Annotated in this window: 10 protein-coding genes and 1 riboswitch; of the genes, 5 read left to right on the forward strand and 5 right to left on the reverse strand. The window is 48.1% G+C overall.

What is annotated here, in order from left to right; translation table 11 throughout:
• The first annotated feature begins 2 nt into the window (after positions 1-2).
• The gene (locus H8K36_RS08910; protein WP_186916003.1) at positions 3-434 is read left to right on the forward strand and encodes a DUF4265 domain-containing protein; all 432 of its coding nucleotides are present in this window, start codon (positions 3-5) and stop codon (positions 432-434) included.
• Positions 435-452: 18 nt separating this feature from the next.
• Here H8K36_RS08910 and H8K36_RS08915 read toward each other — a convergent pair whose 3' ends face one another.
• The 5 genes from H8K36_RS08915 to H8K36_RS08935 form a co-directional block, all read right to left on the reverse strand.
• Positions 453-1784, reverse strand: a complete 1332-nt coding sequence (locus H8K36_RS08915) for an amino acid permease (protein ID WP_186916002.1) — start codon at positions 1782-1784, stop codon at positions 453-455.
• A 62-nt stretch (positions 1785-1846) separates the two neighbouring features.
• Positions 1847-2947, reverse strand: a complete 1101-nt coding sequence (locus H8K36_RS08920; RefSeq protein WP_222611181.1) for an aromatic ring-hydroxylating oxygenase subunit alpha — start codon at positions 2945-2947, stop codon at positions 1847-1849.
• A gap of 138 nt (positions 2948-3085) precedes the next feature.
• A complete protein-coding gene (locus H8K36_RS08925) occupies positions 3086-5761 on the reverse strand; it encodes a beta-mannosidase (RefSeq protein ID WP_186916001.1) in 2676 nt (891 codons plus the stop codon).
• Between the two features lie 13 nt (positions 5762-5774).
• The gene (locus H8K36_RS08930; protein WP_186916000.1) at positions 5775-7709 is read right to left on the reverse strand and encodes a beta-N-acetylhexosaminidase; all 1935 of its coding nucleotides are present in this window, start codon (positions 7707-7709) and stop codon (positions 5775-5777) included.
• Positions 7710-7988: 279 nt separating this feature from the next.
• Positions 7989-8564: a hypothetical protein gene (locus H8K36_RS08935; protein ID WP_186915999.1), complete on the reverse strand. Its 576-nt coding sequence runs from the start codon at positions 8562-8564 to the stop codon at positions 7989-7991.
• A gap of 364 nt (positions 8565-8928) precedes the next feature.
• On the opposite strand from H8K36_RS08935, the gene H8K36_RS08940 reads away from it, so the two are divergent.
• The 4 genes from H8K36_RS08940 (at position 8929) to H8K36_RS08955 (ending at position 19449) form a co-directional block, all read left to right on the forward strand.
• Positions 8929-9426: a hypothetical protein gene (locus H8K36_RS08940; RefSeq protein ID WP_186915998.1), complete on the forward strand. Its 498-nt coding sequence runs from the start codon at positions 8929-8931 to the stop codon at positions 9424-9426.
• Positions 9427-9438: 12 nt separating this feature from the next.
• Complete coding sequence (locus tag H8K36_RS08945; RefSeq protein ID WP_186915997.1) at positions 9439-15354, forward strand: PAS domain S-box protein; 5916 nt, start codon at positions 9439-9441, stop codon at positions 15352-15354.
• Between the two features lie 157 nt (positions 15355-15511).
• Positions 15512-15922: a response regulator gene (locus H8K36_RS08950; protein WP_186915996.1), complete on the forward strand. Its 411-nt coding sequence runs from the start codon at positions 15512-15514 to the stop codon at positions 15920-15922.
• A 195-nt stretch (positions 15923-16117) separates the two neighbouring features.
• Positions 16118-16204: riboswitch (cyclic di-GMP riboswitch) on the forward strand.
• 77 nt (positions 16205-16281) lie between these two features.
• Positions 16282-19449 (forward strand): S53 family peptidase, encoded by a 3168-nt coding sequence (locus H8K36_RS08955; RefSeq protein ID WP_186915995.1) that lies wholly within the window; start codon positions 16282-16284, stop codon positions 19447-19449.
• Positions 19450-19527 lie beyond the last annotated feature (78 nt).

Raw genomic sequence — 19527 nt, forward strand, 5'->3', positions numbered from 1 at the left:
TCATGGAAAAAGTGGTGTTCGCAATCAATATTGAAAATGGCTGGCCGCCAGTAAGTGCGGAAGGTGTATGGTGCGAACGCGTCGATGGAAACTATCGTGTTGTAAACGCTCCGTTTTTTGTCGAGGGGCTTGCGTTTGGTGATATTTTTTCCGCAGTACCTGATCCTGTTAACGATCAAATTTTCCAATTTGAAGTAATAGAAGAATCGGGTAACTCAGTGGTTTGGCTACTGAACAATGATCGCCTTGATATTTCAATATTCATCGAAGAACTTACATCTTTGAATTGCAGAATCGAAGGCTTTCCACAATTTTCACTTTATTCAATTGATGTTCCCTCTACCATCGACCTACCTGCGTTTGATCGCCTCGTAGCACATTGGGAAGTGACAGGCCTACATTTTGCGTATCCCACTTGGAGAATTAAGGAATGAAGCAACTAAAACAGTTAATCAATCAACCCTAGTCTTCTTCCTAAACCAACGCGTCCGCCAATACACAGGCAAACCAACCGCACCAAGAACACTGACCCACAGTAAAGATTCACTGCCGATGCCAATGAAGGCCCAGACCACATAAACCGCGGCAAGCACGGCGCTGATTCGAAGCCAGAGGCTGCCGTTACCAACCGCCACTTGCTTACGCTTCCACAGCAAAAAGAGACCGATTGCTCCCATCAAATACAAGGGCATGTTCGCGGCAGTGACCATCACGCTTAAGAAAGTAAAACCCTGCGCCAAGTTGCGACTATAGTTCATGATGATCATGGCGCTGGCTAAAGCACCGGTTAACCATAGCGCTAAGGCTGGTGCAGCATGACGATTATGTTGTTCTAGTTTTGCGGGGAAGACGCCATGCTTGGCGAGCGAAGCTGTCATTTCACCTGCCAGTAAGGTCCAGCCATTGAGTGCACCGAGACCACTAATGACCACAAACAAAGCTACCCAAACCCCGACATTGCCCGGCACATAACGCTGAAATAAATCAACAAAGGGCGCACTCGATTGCGCCAATTCTTTGGATGGCATCAACAATAATGGAATCGCCGAGACACCAATGTAGATCGCTGCCGCTAACAGCGTACCGAAGATCGTCGCGCGGGGAATCGTACGTGCTGGGTTTTGCACTTTACCGGCTGGTACTGTCGCACTTTCCACACCGAGCATCGCAAACATGGCGATAGTCGCCGCTGCGGTCGTTCCTTCGATCGACAAAGCAACGGTGGGCAAATTCGCTTTAAACAATTGTGGATCGAACAGTAAGACATAAACACCTAAGACCAAAACGCCGAGCATGGGCAGAAGTTTCAGGACGGTGGTTAACATCTGCACATGCCCAGAAGCACGCGCACCACGTAAGCTAATGAAAACAAAGAACCAGATGAGCGCCAAAGCGGCGGCTGGTGCATACCACGCTTCTTGGTTCAATACCGGCAACAAACTACTCAAATAACCGACGACACCGATCGCTACCGTGGCATTGGTGATCCAAATCGACACCCAATAACACCACATCACAAAAAAAGTAATGCCATTACCAAAAGCGCGCTTCATGTAAGCGTAAGGGCCATCATCTTCTGGGAAAGCACGCGCCAAATTGGCGAATACTTGCGCGATCATCACGCAACCTACCAGCGTGATGCCCCACCCAAGAAATGCATTCCAGCCATAGGGAGCAAGCGAAGCCGGCAGCATGAAAATGCCCATGCCGATCACATTGCCGACGATGAGCGCAGTGCACATCCAAAAGCCTAAAGGTTTCGCTTGCGTTGAATCAGATGACATGTGCTTCCTTTAGTGTTGAACGTCTAGGTGCTAGGCGAGACCACGATGAGACTCAAGATAAACTAGGGACGCAAAGCATAAGCGTGGCGCAAGAGATTATGGAAATGCCACACACCACTTTCCCGTTTTGGATTGAGACGACCTGCCGTGTAGACGCCTGAATTCAAGCCCTTCTGCACTTGCTCACAAATCCTAATGTCTTCGGCTTGAATCTCGTCGCTAAAGGCTTGCTCACTCTCGACTCGCGCTTGCACCTCAGGATCGTCGGTATAGTAATAATCAAACTCGACGATACAGCGATCATGACCTACAGGCAGAATACGATTGGTTTGCAAACGCCCCGGCGTGATATTGAGCATGATGTTGGGATACACAAAATAATAGAAGGCATGACCATCACCATAGATACCTTCATTATTGCGTAAAGGAGAATGTTGAAGCGAGTACCAAGGAAATAATTCGGTATCATAAACACGATAATCGAGAACCTTAGACAAACCCGGATGCACGTAAGGTAAATGGTAGCCTTCTAAGAAGTTATCGACATAGACTTTCCAATTGCAGGCGAGCTCATAGGTGTTGCGCTTGGCGAAATGCATGGTCGATAAATCATGCGGCAGAATGCGCTCCGCGATGCCGCCATAGACATCTTCAAACGCTGGGACCTCGTCACTTAATGCGACAAACACTAAGCCGTTCCATTCTTTCACACGCACGGCGCTTAAGCGGATATCGGAAGTTTGAAAGCTCTGCGCGCCTTGCATCTCGGTGGTGCTACGTAATTGACCGTCTAAAGCATAAGTCCAACCGTGATAGGCACATTGTAGAGATTTAGCAGCACGCCCTTTGCAGGTCGCGATCGGACCAGCGCGATGTTTGCAGACATTATAGAAAGCACGTAACTCGTAATCAACTCCACGTACGATCAGTATCGGCTTAGAAGCGATCTCACACACGATATGATCACCCACCGCTTGCAAGTCACCCGTATGTCCTGCCAATTGCCAACTTTTCGCGAACACCTGCGTTTGCTCTTGCACCAGAGTGTCTGGGTCTGAATAAAAACGCGCTGGCAATGCCAAGGCAAGTTCTAAAGGCAAAAGCCCCAGATCATCGTATTGATGCTGGCCTAAATTTTTTTGATTATTATCTAGCTGCGACACTACTTATCTCCGTCAAACCAATCGTCCCGCTTGATGCTACTAACTAATCGGATACCTGACTAGTCTGGCGAGAAGGAATGTGGTTTTCCGGAGTTATGGACTTACTAATATCACTCAAAAATGACGATTGCTGAGCGCTTATTGCGGGTTTAAGGAACGGAAGTGCAATGCTTGTTTTAACTGCGACAAATCAGCTTTACTATCGACGCGAATTTCTATACTTTGTCCTGGAAGGAGCGTCACAAAATTATCTGAAAGCTTAGTCTCCAGTTTGCCGAAATCCAGTTCAAGCATACGAGTTAGTTCCTTGCTTTTCAAAATCAGCACGGCATGTTCACCGACTTTTTTCCATTGCTGTTGAATCTTCGGCGTGGATAAGGCTTGATCTTTCGCTGCTACAAAATACAGCTCTTCGTGTGATAAGACTTTTCCGTTTTTAATCAATTCGATGAGTACAAAGTGTTTGTTCACTGCATAGCCTTGCAAGAGCTCGTCGTTTTGATACTGCTTAATCTTAGTTGCGGAATTCGGTTGCGTGGTGAACCCGATAGTCTCTTCTCGAATCGGCTTGCCGGAGAGATCCATGGTACGAATACGTAGTTGTGCTTGTTCCTGCTGCAGTCGTTCCGAGACTACAGAAAGTGTCGTCACGCCATCAAGATTCTCCGCGACAGCAATCATAGGCCCAAAGGCTTTACGTGCTTGGTAGTGGAGTGCCTTCCACTTGCCAAAGTAGTCTATGCTAGACCATGAAGCACCTGGCCACACATCATTGAGCTGCCAATACATCGAACCCATGGTGCGTGGCATGCTAGCGCGGTGGTGCTTGATTGCGAGCGTGATGCCTTCGGCCTGCATGACTTGGCTCAGATACACAAAGTGAGCGAAGTCTTGTGGCTCGCCGTAGTTGGCGCGAATGTAGTGGAGTAATCGTTGGTTACCCTCACCGGCCATAAACTTTTGATGCTGACGTATGACGGGGTGATCGATTTGTTGTTCGTTTTTGTTGGCGAAGGCGTCGACGGTGCTCAATGTAGGCCAAGATTGCAAACCAAACTCAGACATGAAACGTGGCGTTTCACGCAAATAATCCTCTACCGGCTTAGATCCTCCCCACACTTCCCAGTAGTGTTTATCACCGCGATCACTGTCATTCGCTTTTTCGTCTAAATCATTACTCGGTGAGCTCGACCAATACGGCACACCAAGACCATGCTCTTGCACGACACGGCGCAGGTCTTCACCGAACAACTGACGATAGCCTTGCCATACTTGATTCGCGAATTCTGGATTCGCCTTCTGCATCTCTTTGCCTATGCCCCAATCTTTCCAGGCTGTTTCTTCTTCATTGTTTCCGCACCAAAGTACGATACTAGGATGATGCCGCAAACGTTCCACTTGTTGCTGCGCTTCGATGGCAACGTTAGCGCGAAACTCAGGATCATAGGCAGGCACAACGCCACCGCCGAACATAAAGTCCTGCCAAATCATCAGACCCATTTCATCTGCCATCTCGTATAGGGCGCGGTTCTCATAATAACCACCGCCCCAGATGCGCAACATATTCATGTTGGCGTCACGTGCTGCTTGCAGTATTTGCCTTTGCTTAGACAATGGCACGCGATTGGGAAACATATCGAAAGGAATTAAGTTCGCCCCTTTTGCAAAGACTGGGATGCCATTAATGACGAAAGTGAAGGCTTGCGCTTTCTTCCCATCGGCATTTTCAATTTGATCTTCATGTCTATCCAATTCCACTGTGCGCAAGCCTATGCGCTGTGTTTTTTCGGCGATGGTCTTCCCTCGCTCGAGTAGTCGTAATTTGATGGTGTAGAGATGTTGTTTGCCATATCCGTTTGGATACCAAAGTTGCGGATTCGGAATCTCCAACAAGATAGAGGGCTTATTGGCAATGTTATGAACTGTTTGCTTAGCTTTGAGGAGGAGATTGCCATCCGGAGCGTAAACATCAGCGGCGAGCTCACTATGGCGGCTACCGGCCAAACTTTGGCTCACTTGCACATCGGCGCGAACCACTAAATTCGCTCGGTCTGCATTCACACTGAGTTGATTGACTTGCATGCGTTCGATACGCGCTTCATCAAAGGCAATCAGTTTCACCGGACGCCAAATGCCTGCCGTCACATAGCGTGGGCCCCAATCCCAACCGTAGTGATAACCTGGCTTACGCACGAAATTGCCGGTCATGGCATCTTTGGGCTCATCGCCATACGGTGATGGATAGTTGCCTGCCAGCTTGACGGGCATGCTCTGCACTTGCGGCAGCAGCTGTTGAATTGGAGAAGAAAAACGCACGAGCAGGTGATTATTCCGCGCACGTAGTTTGCCGACGACTTGCGCTTCGTAATGTCGAAACGCATTATTCGTTGTCAATAGCGGCTCGCCGTTAAGTGTCACTTCGGCAAAGGTGTCTAAGCCTTCGAACCGCAATCCCTGATGTTGGCGTCGCAGCGTCGTCGCATCGACGTCAAAGACCAATTGATATTCCCAACCAACCTTGCCTATCCACTGCAAGCCAGCTTCCGCCATACCGACATAAGGATCGGGGATCAAGCTATGCTGCAGCAAATCCATATGAACATGGCCGGGAACGGTCGCCGTGCGCCATTGTTTGAATTCTGGATGGGCATCAGCATCGGCAGTCGCGATTCGAAACTGCCATTGACCTGGCAAGACTTGTTCCGCTTGGGCTTTGGTCTTGGTCTTGTTCTCGGCATGAGAAAACGCCGAGAAAGACCACAAGCTGAAGACCACAGTCGCCAAGCACAGAAAATGCCTACGCCATCCCAACATTGCTGCCTCCACCTTATTGCACAGGCTTAGGCGTAGCAACTGCAGCAACGGCACTTCCTTTCATCAGCGCTTTTTGTACCGCACTTTGACGTCCATCGGCCAATACCGTCAACACTTTGACCATCACAGTTTGGTCTTTTGCCACTTTCAGTTTGATTGGTGCGCCATAAGGTTTTGTCGAAGTGCTCGGCTCACTGCCATCCGTCGTCACAAACAATTTACTGCCAGCGACTGGCGCTTGTAAACGAATCAGCGCTTGATCCCCTTGCACTTGAATCTGGTCTAGCCCTTGCGGGCGTGGAATGCGATAGCCTATCTGTTGTTGGCTGAGACGAGGGTAATGACTGCCTAAGCGTTGTTCAAATTGTTTGAAATCACGCTGCGCTTGTACGCTCCAACCAACCTCAGCCATCGCCAACAAACGCGGAAACACCATGTATTCGACTTTGTCTGAGGTACGTAAATATTCAGACCAGACGTTGGCTTGCACACCACGAATATGCTTTTGTTTTTCCGCATCGAGCACCGCAGGCACAGGATTGTAGGAGTAGACTTTTTCGATAGGAATTTCGCCGCCTAATTGCCATAACTCCTGATCTTTCGGCCCCTGCCCTGCGTCAAAATAACACCATGAGGTTGGCGTCATCACCACGTCATGACCTTCCTTCGCTGCATGGATACCGCCTTCTTCCCCGCGCCACGACATCACCGTAGCGTTTGGTGCTAAACCGCCTTCCAAAATTTCATCCCAGCCGATTAAGCGTTTACCTTTGCTGTTAATGAATTTTTCGACGCGACGAATGAAGTAGCTTTGCAGCTCTTCTTCATTTTTCAAGCCTTCCCGCTTCATCACTTCTTGCGCCAAAGGGCTCGCTTTCCAACGGGTTTTCGGCGCTTCGTCACCGCCGATATGAATGTAGGGGCCTGGAAATAGCGCCGCCACTTCTGATAAAACGTTTTCTAAAAACTGAAAGGTCTGTTCGCTAGGGCAGTAGATATCATCAATCACGCCCCAGATCGTACCTACTTCGAATGGTCCTCGTGTGCAAGCGAGTTCAGGGTAAGCTGCCAATGCCGCTAATGAGTGGCCTGGCAATTCAATCTCAGGCACCACCATGATGTGTTTGCTTTGAGCGTAAGCCACGACATCTTTGATTTGTTCTTGGGTGTAAAAGCCTCCATAAGCTTGACCATCACCGATATACGGTTGGAAGTGTCGGTCTTTAATCGTTTCTTTGCGGAAGCCGCCAACCGAGGTCAGTTTCGGATACTGCTTAATTTCAATGCGCCAGCCTTGATCTTCGGTCAGATGCCAATGAAAGGTGTTCATCTTATAGATCGCCATTTGATCTAACAGTTTCTTGATGAACTCGACTGAATACATATGCCGGCCGACATCCAAATGCAAACCGCGCCAAGCGAAACGCGGTTGGTCAAGAATCTCAGTCGAGGCTATCTTTATACTTGCCTGCTTTTGCATAGGGAAGAGTTGCACCAGGCTCTGCATTGCATAAAATTGCCCAGTACTGTTGCCACTCAAAACGATACGATTCGGCGTGACTTTCAACAAATAAGCTTCATCTTGAGGGTCACGCAATTGGTTAATGTCATCTTTACCGTTCACAACGCTGGCGAAGACGATGGCATTTTTCTCTAATGGGCTAGGGCTACCGACCTGCACAGGCATCACCAAACCTGTGTTTGCGGAAATCATTTGGCTCAGCAAGTTGGCATTGATTTGCGAGCGCGCATCGCTGGCATAAATCTTGGTCTTGGAATTGAGTTCAAAACGACCTGCGCTGACAGTAGAGTTGACCGGGAGAGGTATGATTGCTTGCGTGGTTTTAGAAGATGGCATCGCTGGTGACACTTTACCCTGTGCCATGACTGGTATCGTTACAGTGACAGCACTAGCAGCAAATACACTCAACATCAAAGCTCGTAACATAGTTTCCCTCTACACGTGAAATCAATATTGTCGAAACGCATATACAACACGCAAAAACTTGCCATAAAATTTGCTCTACATTTTCACAAACAGGGTATATGCCGTTGCTCCATAGTAGCGCATATCATCTTATAACGAACTGCTATTTTTCTTGCAATCCTTTAAGGGAAAATCCCTATTGTTTAGTCTCAGCAGTAAACACCTAGTGTGCGAGGAAAATAAAAAAGCACGTCGACAAATCCTTCGACGTGCTTCCAGTTTGACACGGTAGCTTAGGTGCTAGAGCTGACTACCTCCATTATGGTTTCCCATGCCGCCTTGACCACCACGTCCTCCGCGTTGCCCACCAGGGCCACCTTTATTTCCATCCATGTTTGGTCTCGCGTCTTTAGGGCGGTCAGCCACGCGGAGCAATTGCTCGCTCAGCAGCGCTGCTACCGCATCTCGCTGAGCGTCATTCAAAGCGTCATACAAGCCCATCCAAGCTTCACGCATTTCTTGATTTTCTTGCGCTGAGATTATGTCATCTTGATTCATTAAGGACATCAAGTCACGTAACTCCGGCGCTTTTTCTTTGAGGCGTTTTTTTAAACTCTGCTGTATCTGCGCCCGACGCTCATCACGCACACGAGTGATCGACCTGGTCTTATTTTCTACTTGTACGAATAATGCTTGTTGATTCGAACTCAAATTGGCGTTCGCTTTCATTTCGCTCAGGATCGGCACCACATCTTGCAAGCGAAATTCATGAAGATCGATCGCTTGCACTTGAGTGCTCAACAAGCTACCGAGGGCAAAACTTAAAGCGGTCGCAATACGGCGTGCATTGGGAAAAACACATGAGGTCAGGTTCATATACATCCTTTGAAATAATCAACATCGCCCGATCTTACCTCAAGCTAAAATTGACTGGTCAATCGCACGAAGGAGTAAAAGCCTATTTGATACAGAGAGAAACAAAGTAGCAAATCTCGCTAAGCGCTTGAATTTTCTGCTGATTTCTTGGTGAAACATCGAGTCCTTCGTGTCTTTTCCTATTCCACGACAGGTTTGTGCATACATTTCTTTACAAAAATTTGCGTCAATTAACCTGAAAGAGAACCGGTTTATGCAGAGTCGTCGCCAATTACTGAAGCCTGATACCGCTGCGATCGCTCAGTCCTAAATCAAAGGACACTACGCTTGCTCAAAGCAGCACTGCCACCGATTAGCGGGCGCCGTGATCAAAGAATTTGAAGATGCCCCTCTGTTATATAGAGAGAAAGGTGTGGTCTCCACAACCTCAGGAAGAAATGGGCCCGATGCTTCCACCGTGGATGACAAGGCGAGATTATCGGGTGCATTCGCTGGTCTCACGACCATCATAAAACTCACGATCGGTACGGGAACCTATGCTGATAATGACGATGCGGCAAGATCGCTTAATATTACGTCCCACCTGAAATACGCCAAGCTCAATCTTTCTGATACCTTAGATCGAAACATACAAGCTGAGGCGTGCCTTTCTTGGCCTATAAAATCGGTTCTGGTTCGTTACCCAAAAAACACGGAAAACTCAATCCGTTGCTTTTCAGGCACCCCTACCTCTGCCGCCCATTACTTTTGTTGTGAAAAATCAAAAAGCTTGATGTGCTTATTGAAAAGCAGTTTCAATTTCTTTCCATTCAACAACAAACATCGTATGCTTGGGTATTCATTTCTGTTCGACTTTCTTTGATAGGTCTCGCCTATGTTGTCGAAGTTAAAGCCTCAATCGAGCATATTCTTACCCGCATCGATTTTCATTGCGGGCGTTTTAATTTCGATCTCCACGGCTGTCTGGAGATACCAAATCGCCAAACAAAATGCAGAACTAGAGTATCAACGCTCCAAAGAACATATCGTTAACGAAATAAAGCAACGTTTTAATCTTCCGCTTTACGGCATTGTCGGATTGAAAGCCCAATTTCAAATCAACCCTAAGCTCACTCGCAAAGACTTCCGCACTGCCGTGAATAGCCGCGACTTAGCTAGCGAGTTTCCTGGCTTGCGCGGTTTCAGTTTGGTACAGCCTGTTTCGAAAAAGCATATCGACGAATTCGTTGCCCAACAACGACGAGATGGTGAATCCGATTTTTCTTTACGTCAGCTTTCCGATAAAAACAACGATGATTTGTATGTCATCCGCTATATCGAACCACAACTAGGGAATGTGAAAGCGCTAGGCTTAGACTTAGGATCAGAAAAACGTCGCCGTGAGGCGCTGCAGAGAGCGATCGATACTGGTAGCCCACAAATGACTGCAGCACTGGAATTAGTGCAAGACAACCGGCAAAGCAGTGGTGTCATTATTTTTCTGCCGGTCTACCAGACCGGCGCCAACACCAATACTGTCGAAGAACGCCGTCAAGCGCTCATGTATTTGATCTCAACTCCAATCGTGGTCGATGAGTTGTTTCGAGGCATAGGACAACATCAATCGCAAAATATCGAATTTGAACTATTTGATGTGCAAAAAGACAGTAACTATGAAAACCTATTGTTTGATTCGGATAACCACAATCTCTTGAAAGAAGCAGACACAGGATCCCAGCTCTTTCATAGCGAAGAAGAGATCAAAATTCATGGACGTGCACTGGGCTTATATGTTGCCAGTACCGATAAACTCGATGCTGAAGTCAATGGATTCGTTCCTTGGCTCATCTTCATTGGAGGCAGCTTCATTAGTCTTCTGATTGCACTGCTCTTGTTTCATCAGAATGAACTCCGTTTGCGTGCCGAAATCATGGCGAATCAAATGACGGATGAACTGGAAAAACTTGCACAAGCAGTCAAGCACACCAGTGACGCAGTTGTTTTTACCGATCTCAATGGCAATATCACATGGGTGAATCCTAGCTTCGTAAGAATGACCCATTATGGGCCAAATGAAGTGCGCGGCCGCCCTATTTCGATTTACCTCAAATCTCCAAATCATGAGCAGCAAAGCTTTGATGATTTCCAAGCACGTTTTAATCACTTAACGATGAATCATATTGAAACCAAGAGTCAAGCCAAAAATGGGCGCTTGTATTGGTTAGAAATTGAAAAGCAAAATTTACTCAATGCTGAAGAAGAACTTGATGGCTATATGTTCGTCTGTAGTGAAATCACAGAAAGGCGAAACACCTTAGAACAATTGGAAATCGCGATCCGAGATAGCGAAGCACTTCGCACTACCCTCAATTTGCATGCGATCGTCTCAATTGCCGATCGTAGCGGAAATATCATTTCGGTAAATGATGCGTTCTGCGAAATTAGTGGTTTCTCACGTGAAGAGCTTATTGGTGCGAATCATCGCATCGTGAATTCAGGCATTCACCCCGCCGAATTTTGGCAAGAAGTGTGGCAAATCATTGGTCATGGAAAATCCTGGAGAGGAGAAATCTGTAATCGTACTAGAAGTGGCTCGCTGTATTGGGTCGATACGATCATTACACCATTTCAAGACAAGCAAGGAAAAATAGAACGATTTGTCTCGATTCGAACCGATATCACCAATCGCAAGATGGCTGAATTCGAGCTGAAGAACAGCCAACGTCGCCTAGTTGAAGCGCAAAACGCAGCTCACATTGGTAACTATTTTTACGACATTACCAACGATGTCTGGACTTGTTCAAGTACGCTCGACGATGTTTTTGGCATCAACTCGGGCACCATCAAAAATATGGGAACGTGGGTTGATTTGGTAGTTCCGAAACACCGTAATTTGGTGCAAAACCATTTTACGCATGCCATTGCAGAACGTACGCGATTCAATCTAGATTACCAAATTCGTCGCAAATCTGATGGAGCAGTTCGCTGGGTATTAGGCTTGGGAATTTTGAATTTTAGCGATGACGGAAGACCTTTAAGTTTAGAAGGCGTAATCCAAGATATTACTGATCGAAAAGAAGCGGAAATAAGACTTAAGGAAAACGAAGATCTCTTAAATGATGCACAAAGAACCGCGAGAATCGGCTCTTATGTCACCGATATCAAAGCAGGCACGTGGCGCGGATCGCCAATGATGAATGAGATATTCGGGATCCGTGAAGATGAAGCGAAAACCATAGAAACTTGGGGGCAGATCATTGCCCCGGAATATCGCCAACGTGTACTTGAACATTATCAGTCCGTCGTCACCAGCGACGGTAACTTTCATTTCGATTATGAAGTAATCCGCCCTGTCGATGGTCGACGTTGCTGGGTCTCAGCCAGAGGTCATTTTAGCTACGACGAAAATGGAAACCCCATTACTTTACAAGGCTCGATAAAAGACATCACAGAAGAAAAAGAACGCGAAATCGAACTGACCGAATATCGCGATAAGCTCGAACAGCTAGTCGAACAAAAAACCCAAGACTTACAAGAAAGTGTCGCCTCCACCGAGCGCGCGCTAACCGCCCTGCGTCAACAGAAATTTGTACTCGATGAACACGCAATTGTCAGCATTTGCGATAACAAAGGTCGAATCACTTATGGAAACAAGCGTTTTGCCGAAATTAGTGGCTACAGCCGAGACGAGTTTCTCGGCAAAAATCATCGCATCATTAATTCCGGCCACCATCCTGCGAGTTTTTTTCGAGAGATGTACGAGACCATTTTACGCGGCGATGCGTGGCATGGAGAGATTTGCAATCGCTCAAAAAACGGGAAATTATATTGGGTTGACTCCACCATTATTGCCTTCATGGATGAGCATGGAAAACCGCAAGAATTTATTGGGATACGTACCGATATCACTGAACGTAAACAGCACGCCTTATACGAAGAATTTCGCAGTCAAATACTACAATTGATCACAGGCGATGTGTCAATCGACACTCTTACCAATACGATGGCGAAAGAACTCGAAGCGGTCGATAGCGAGATTTCGTGCAGTATTTTATTCGCCGACGAGAAACAGAAAACCCTACATCTCGCCGCCGCACCAAGTTTGCCCGACAGTTACAAATCGGCTCTCGAAGTTATCGATATCGCTGACGGCGTGCGCACGGGTGGCACGGCCGCATTTCGCGCGCAACGCGTGATCATCGAAGACATCAATACTCATCCTTACTGGGAAGGACACCGAGAGCTAGCCCAAACTGTCGGCATTCATTCTTGCTGGGCACAACCTTTCTTTTCGAGTAATGGGCGAGTACTTGGCGTCATTTCGATTTATCACAAAGCGCCCCACAACCCAACAGAGACAGAGTTACGCTTTGTAGAACAAGCTGCAAAATTGCTCGGTATTGCGGTCGATCGCAAACGTGATGCGGAAGCTTTAGCAAAGAGTGAGGAAAGGTTTGAGCTCGCCGTCGAAGGCGCAGATGAAGGGATTTGGGATCTTGACATCACAACTGGGGCCCTGTATCACTCTCCCCGCATGTGGGAAATGTTAGGCTATACAGAAGAAGAATTACCTACCATTCGCGAATGCTGGAATGCAATTACCCATCCGGATGACATCGCCGAGTTTCTTCGCCAAATGGTTGACCATTTCAAAGATCCGACTAAAGAAGTTCGAGTCACCGTGCGTCTGAAACATAAAAATGGAACTTGGCGTTGGGTACAGAGCCAGGGACGTGCCACTCGCGATGCACAAGGTCGTGCAATTCGCGTCACTGGCACCAATACGGATGTTACCGATAGGAAGTTGGCAGAAGAGGCTGCCTTAGCGGCGAACCGCGCTAAGTCAGAATTCTTGGCGAACATGAGCCATGAAATCAGAACGCCGATGAATGGTGTGGTTGGCATGGTCGATATTCTGCAGCAGACAGCGCTGACGCCTGACCAACGTCATATGTTAGAAACGATACAAAGTTCCTCCGTCGCTTTACTCAGTATTCTCAATGATATTCTAGATTTTTCTAAAATCGAGGCAGGAAAACTCATCATCGAGACTATCCCAACGTCGGTACGTGATGTTGTAGAAGATGTCACTCGATTAATGCTGAATGTCGCACATCGCAAGAACATCAAAATTTCTCTCTTCGTGGATCCGCAATTGCCTGAATGGGTTTATCTAGACCCCACTCGCCTACGTCAAATTTTGTTTAATTTAGTGGGCAATGCATTAAAGTTCACTCCTCAAAATGGTGGTGAGACCATGTTGCACGTGCACACATCCCATCATCCAGAGCAACAAGCATATTTGCAATTCCGGGTCGTTGATCATGGGATTGGGATGTCAGACCAAATTTTATCGAAGCTGTTTCAACCATTCACCCAAGCCGATGCCAGTACCGCGCGACAGTTTGGTGGAACAGGTCTTGGTCTCTCCATTACCCAGCGTTTGGTGACTCTCATGCATGGGAAATTAAGTGCCAATAGCAGTGAAGGTATTGGTTCGGAATTTATTATCGAATTCCCACTCCAAGAAGCACCGGCCCCCGCAGATCGCAAACCACTCGTTCTTCCGAATATCGAAGGGCAAGCCGTACTCTTGGTAACAGATCGCGTGAGTTGTTCGACCATTCTGCAAACCTACTTGGGTTCAGCCCAAGCGCAAGTCAGCGTCGTACGCAACATCGACGAAGCGAAAAATTACTTGCACGACCTCTCTTCTATGCCTGTACTCATCTATGACCAACTAAGTTTTGACAAGGCGTATTCGGCCTCAGAGCTACCGACCGGAATCCAGGTCATTGAAATCGGTGAGAACATCGACAATCGTTCTGATCAAGGACTTAAACTTAATGACTGGCCTTTGTTCTATTACGATCTAATTAGCATGGTTGCCGTCGCCAGCGGTAGACTGTCCGCGAGCAAACTCTTACAAAGACAGGATCAAGCTCGCATCGAAGCGGTCGATGCAATCACAACAGAGCAGGCCTTAGCACGTGGTCAATTAATTTTACTGGCAGAAGATAACGAGACGAATCGCGAAGTACTTATGGAACAATTGAGGCTGCTAGGCTACGCTGCCGAGTCAGCTGAGGATGGCGAAGTCGCCTTGAGGATGTGGCGTAGCGGCCGTTATGCGTTATTACTGACTGATTGTCATATGCCGAACATGGATGGCTTCGAGCTCACGGCAGCTGTGAGAGAGATCGAAGGTGAAGAGAAACGATCACCTATCATCGCCATCACAGCCAATGCCATGCAGGGTGAAGCACAACGTTGCCGTGAACGCGGCATGGATGACTATTTATCTAAACCATTGCGCTTAAATGAATTAAGAACCATGATGCAAAAATGGTTGCCGGTTGCAAATCTCAAAGGCGAAACTTCCACCAGCGAAGAAGCAACTGTGGATCAAGGCCCCGATCTGCCAACGAAGATGTCGAGTATCAGTGAGAGTCCTTCAATCAGCGACTTCCCAGTCTGGTCACAGGGAGCACTAGCGGAGCTCATTGGCAACAATATCAATTTACAAAAACGCTTACTCACCAAGTTCATTGCGAAAGGCGATGATGAAGTCGCCGCCATCAAAACTGCGATTGAGGCGAAAGATCCTGGGAAGGTAAAAATGTTGGCACATACGATGAAATCTGCCTCACGCTCCGTGGGTGCATTGGCACTCGGGGAAGCTTGTCAAGAAATGGAGGCCGCTGGACGCGAAGAACGTCTCGCAGACTGTGTTCTTATTCTTCCAAGTTTAATTGACGCGTATCAAGGTGCGAAATTACGCATTAGCGAATACTTAGCAACAGAAGCATGAGAAACAGTGTCAAATAAGCGGTTTTGGTGGATGCCAGACAGAAAACCGTTGATAAGAGGCAATAAAAGAGGCATCACAATTACAGATAATTGGCTAACTTGACGGCATACTTGCATCTTGCAGGTCCACATCAGGCCACTTTGAGCAGGAGGAAAAGATGAATACCAGTACGATGACTCCAACCGAACAGTCCGTTCTCATTCTTGATGATGACGAATTTGCTCAAGATATCTTGATTAGTATGCTTGAGGAGCTTGGCATTACTAAGGTCAGCACCGCCATTGATGGCAATGATGGTCTGCGCGTATTGGAAGAAATGGCCGTTGAGCCTGACATCTTAATTTGCGACATCTTGATGCCAGATATGGACGGCATGAGTTTTTTAACTGAGCTCGCAAAAACAAATTACAAAGGTAAAGTGGCACTGGTAAGCGGCATCGATGGAGATATCCTGAGTATCGCTGAGAAAGTCGTGCGCGATGACGGTCTCAATATTATCGGCGCCTTCCTCAAACCGATCAAGCTCGATCATTTATCACAAATTATTGCGGCTCCTGTCAGTCATTAGATGAACAATTTGTGTGATTGAGAAACCCAAAATCATTTCATATTTGAAGCGCATTAATTAAAAATAGCAAACAGCTAATTGATGAAAAATTAGGCAACGCAATTCACATTCGTTTGCATTTTCTGGACAATTTCACGCATATTTCACTTGAGTGATTACCGTATTTCAGTAGACTAGCTTCATTATCTATTTTCAGTTCCAAGAGGGCAAACTCGTTGAAAGACGAGGACGCAAAGCCACCGGCCTAAAGCACGCGAGTGCAATGGTAGCGGGGTTGCCAAATAGAGAAATCGTGCCAGCCAGCGAAAATTTCTCTTTTTGTTCAAGCGTTGCTCTCTCCTTTATTTGAGAGACGCACTATGAAATCCAAGCCACCTGTCAGTCAAGCCAAGCGCATTGCCTTCCCTACCATGTTGGCGGCGTTAAGCTACTCTGGTGTGTTACTCGCCAGTGCATTTCTCCTCGCTAATCTGAGTGCTTGTAGCTCGGGCGACACGACGACACAAAACAATTCAAGCTTAGCGCCTGCGCCAGCTCCGGTAGCAACCGCGAAGCTCGAGTTTCATCAAGAAGTGGCTAAATCTGAACTCGTTCAACAACAAGCCAGACCTTCGTTCCATTTAGCACCAGTTGTGTTGGAAGCACCAACGAGTGAAACGATCATCCGCTCTGAACATCGGCCTGCACATCAACAGGCAATCAGTGCAGATAGTTTAAGCCTGTCAACCCGTGGCACTCCAATTGCAGACATTCAAAAAGGCCTACAACGCCAACGAGATACATATGCAGCGATGGTGCAAGCAGGTGTATCACCGCCACCGACAGCGACAGCAATGGTCGCGACATACACACCAGCGCAAATTCGCGCTGCTTACGGTTTGCCAGCGATTCCTGCTGGCACAAGCTATACCGCAGCTCAAGCGGCGGCGTTAGGCGCTAAACAAACAATCTACATCGTTGACGCGATGCATAACCCGAATATTGCTGCGGAACTAGCGGCCTTTAATCAACGATTTGCCTTACCCACATGTACCACTAAAGCAGTCGCCAGCAACGCAACTTTGCCTCTCGCTGCGCCGAGCGCGACTTCATGTGATTTGTCGATCGTGTTTGCCAACACCGCTGGCGCGATGACCAGCACAGCGCCAGCCTATGATTCCGGCTGGGCTACAGAAATTGCTCTTGACGTTCAATGGGCTCACGCGATCGCCCCATTGGCGCGCATCGTCGTGATCGAAGCGCCTGATGCCAGCGTCAACAGCTTAACCAATGCCGTTAAATTAGCCAATGCCATGGGGCCTGGTGTAGTGTCGATGAGCTTTGGTGCGCCAGAAGGTAGCTGGGGCAGCAGTTTCGATTCCACTTTCACCACCACCGGAATGAGCTACTTAGCCGCAACCGGAGACGCAGGAATGGAAGTTGAATGGCCCTCTGCTTCAAGTAATGTGCTAGCTGTTGGTGGTACTTCCCTCACTTACAGCGGAACAGGCAACCGCAGCGAAGTGGCCTGGAGTCAAACGGGCGGTGGCATCAGTGCGTATATCGCCACACCTAAATATCAAGCGAACACTGTGCCTGGTATGGGTACGGCTGTGCGTCGCACAGTAGCCGATGTCTCTTTCAATGCGAATCCATCGACTGGTCAGTACGTCGCCTCTATTAATCCGGGCTCAAGCACGGCAAATTGGATTAGTGCCGGCGGTACGAGTCTTTCTACACCGCAATGGGCAGGTTTGATTGCTATCGTTAATGCACAACGCCTCGCTGCAGGCAAAGCACTACTAGGTGCCCCACATACAATGTTATATGGCAATGTCGCCAGCGTCTCTGGCAACTACGCGAGTGCCTTCCTCGATATCACCAGCGGCAGTCATGGCACTTGCGCCACATGTTCTGCGAAAACTGGCTATGATCAGGCCACAGGTCTTGGTACACCCAACGTTACCAACTTACTTTCGCAATTGAGTAATACCAGTGTCGCTGCGGCACCGCCAAGTATTTCTTCAGCTACGATCAGTGGCGAGACTGGTACAGCATTAACCTATACCGTCGCTGCCAGTGGTAGCAACCCATTGAGCTTTAGCTTATCTGGCGCACCCACTGGAATGAGCATTAGCTCGGCTGGGATCTTGACGTGGGCAACGCCAGTCGTTGGCACTTATTCTGTTACGGTCATCGCCAAAGACAGTGTCGCTAATCTCACCTCTCAGGCTGTCATCACGATCAAGATTACCGCACCTGTACCACCGAGCATCACAGCTGCCAGCGTCAACGGCACAGTCGGCCAAGCACTTAGCTTTAATATCAGCGCAACCGGCAGCAATCCACTGACCTACAGTTTAACCGGCGCACCAACGGGCATGACAGTCAACACAAGTGGTGTCCTCAGCTGGGCAGCGCCAGTGCTCGGTAAATATTCCGTCACGGCAGTGGTGAAGGACAGTAAGTCTGGTTTAACCGCTCAGGCGATTTATACGGTCACTGTCGTCAATCCACCGGCTCCTAGTATTGCAGCTGGGGCGATTAGTGGCGCAGTCGGCAAAGCACTCACATTCAATGTCTGCGCAGTCGCTTCAAACCCTGTGACCTATAGCATGACTGGTGCGCCAAGTGGTATGACGATCAGCACTGCAGGCGCTGTTAGCTGGCCGACACCAGTCTTGGGCAAATACACATTGACCATCACTGCAAAAGACACGCTTTCCGGCCTATCTGGTTCTGGTGTTTATACTGTCACGATTGTTAATCCACCAGCACCAATCGTAAGCGCACAAACTATTAACGGCAAAGTAGGAACTGCACTCAGCTTTACACCGAGTGTCGTTGCTTCTAACCCAGTAAGCTTTACCTTAACTGGGGCACCTTCCGGTATGAGTATCAGCAGCACTGGGGTGGTGAGCTGGGCGACGCCAATACTCGGCACTTACAATGTCAGTGTTACCGCCAAAGACAATGCAACCGGACTCAGTGGGCAAGCAAATATTACGGTGACAATCACCAACCCACCAGCGCCCGTAGTCACAGCCCAAACGATCAATGGCACCGTAGGCACGGCATTAAGTTTCACACCGCAAGTTACCGCTTCAAATCCAGTCAGCTATAGCATGACGGGCGCACCATCGGGCATGAACATCGCAAGCGCTGGGGCTATTGCTTGGGCTTCGCCTGTTGCAGGAACCTATAACGTGACGATCATCGCGAAAGACATTAAGACTGGTCTGAGCGGCCAAGCAACAATCACTTTCGTCATTAGTGTTGCTGGTCCAGTCATTACAGCACCTGCACAGAATGGTGTCGCTGGTAAGCCATTGAGTGGCAGCATCACCATTACAGATCCTGGTGTGAGCTATATTTCTGTATCAATCAGCGGCGTTCCTCTCGGCATGTCGATGGCGATGAATGGCATGAGCATTACCACGAATTGGGCGTCTCCAGTGACAGGCTCCTACACCATGAAGGTAACCGTGACAGATTCGGCCGGGCGCACTGCGACCGCAGATGTACCAATTACAATTGCAGCAAAATAGTTTCTCCCCCCAAGGTAGTTGATGTAAGCAAGCAAAAGTGACTATGCGGCGTACACGTTCCAAGCGTGTACGCCGTTT

The organism is Affinundibacterium nitidum (genome assembly GCF_014284155.1).
Taxonomy (GTDB): domain Bacteria; phylum Pseudomonadota; class Gammaproteobacteria; order Burkholderiales; family Burkholderiaceae_D; genus Undibacterium; species Undibacterium nitidum.

Excerpts from the sequence above, each read along its gene's own strand:
- H8K36_RS08910 (WP_186916003.1), top strand. The coding sequence starts at position 3 with ATGGAAAAAGTGGTGTTCGCAATCAATATTGAAAATGGCTGGCCGCCA.
- H8K36_RS08915 (WP_186916002.1), bottom strand. The coding sequence starts at position 1,784 with ATGTCATCTGATTCAACGCAAGCGAAACCTTTAGGCTTTTGGATGTGC.
- H8K36_RS08925 (WP_186916001.1), bottom strand. The coding sequence starts at position 5,761 with ATGTTGGGATGGCGTAGGCATTTTCTGTGCTTGGCGACTGTGGTCTTC.
- H8K36_RS08930 (WP_186916000.1), bottom strand. The coding sequence starts at position 7,709 with ATGTTACGAGCTTTGATGTTGAGTGTATTTGCTGCTAGTGCTGTCACT.
- H8K36_RS08935 (WP_186915999.1), bottom strand. The coding sequence starts at position 8,564 with ATGAACCTGACCTCATGTGTTTTTCCCAATGCACGCCGTATTGCGACC.
- H8K36_RS08945 (WP_186915997.1), top strand. The coding sequence starts at position 9,439 with ATGTTGTCGAAGTTAAAGCCTCAATCGAGCATATTCTTACCCGCATCG.
- H8K36_RS08950 (WP_186915996.1), top strand. The coding sequence starts at position 15,512 with ATGAATACCAGTACGATGACTCCAACCGAACAGTCCGTTCTCATTCTT.
- H8K36_RS08955 (WP_186915995.1), top strand. The coding sequence starts at position 16,282 with ATGAAATCCAAGCCACCTGTCAGTCAAGCCAAGCGCATTGCCTTCCCT.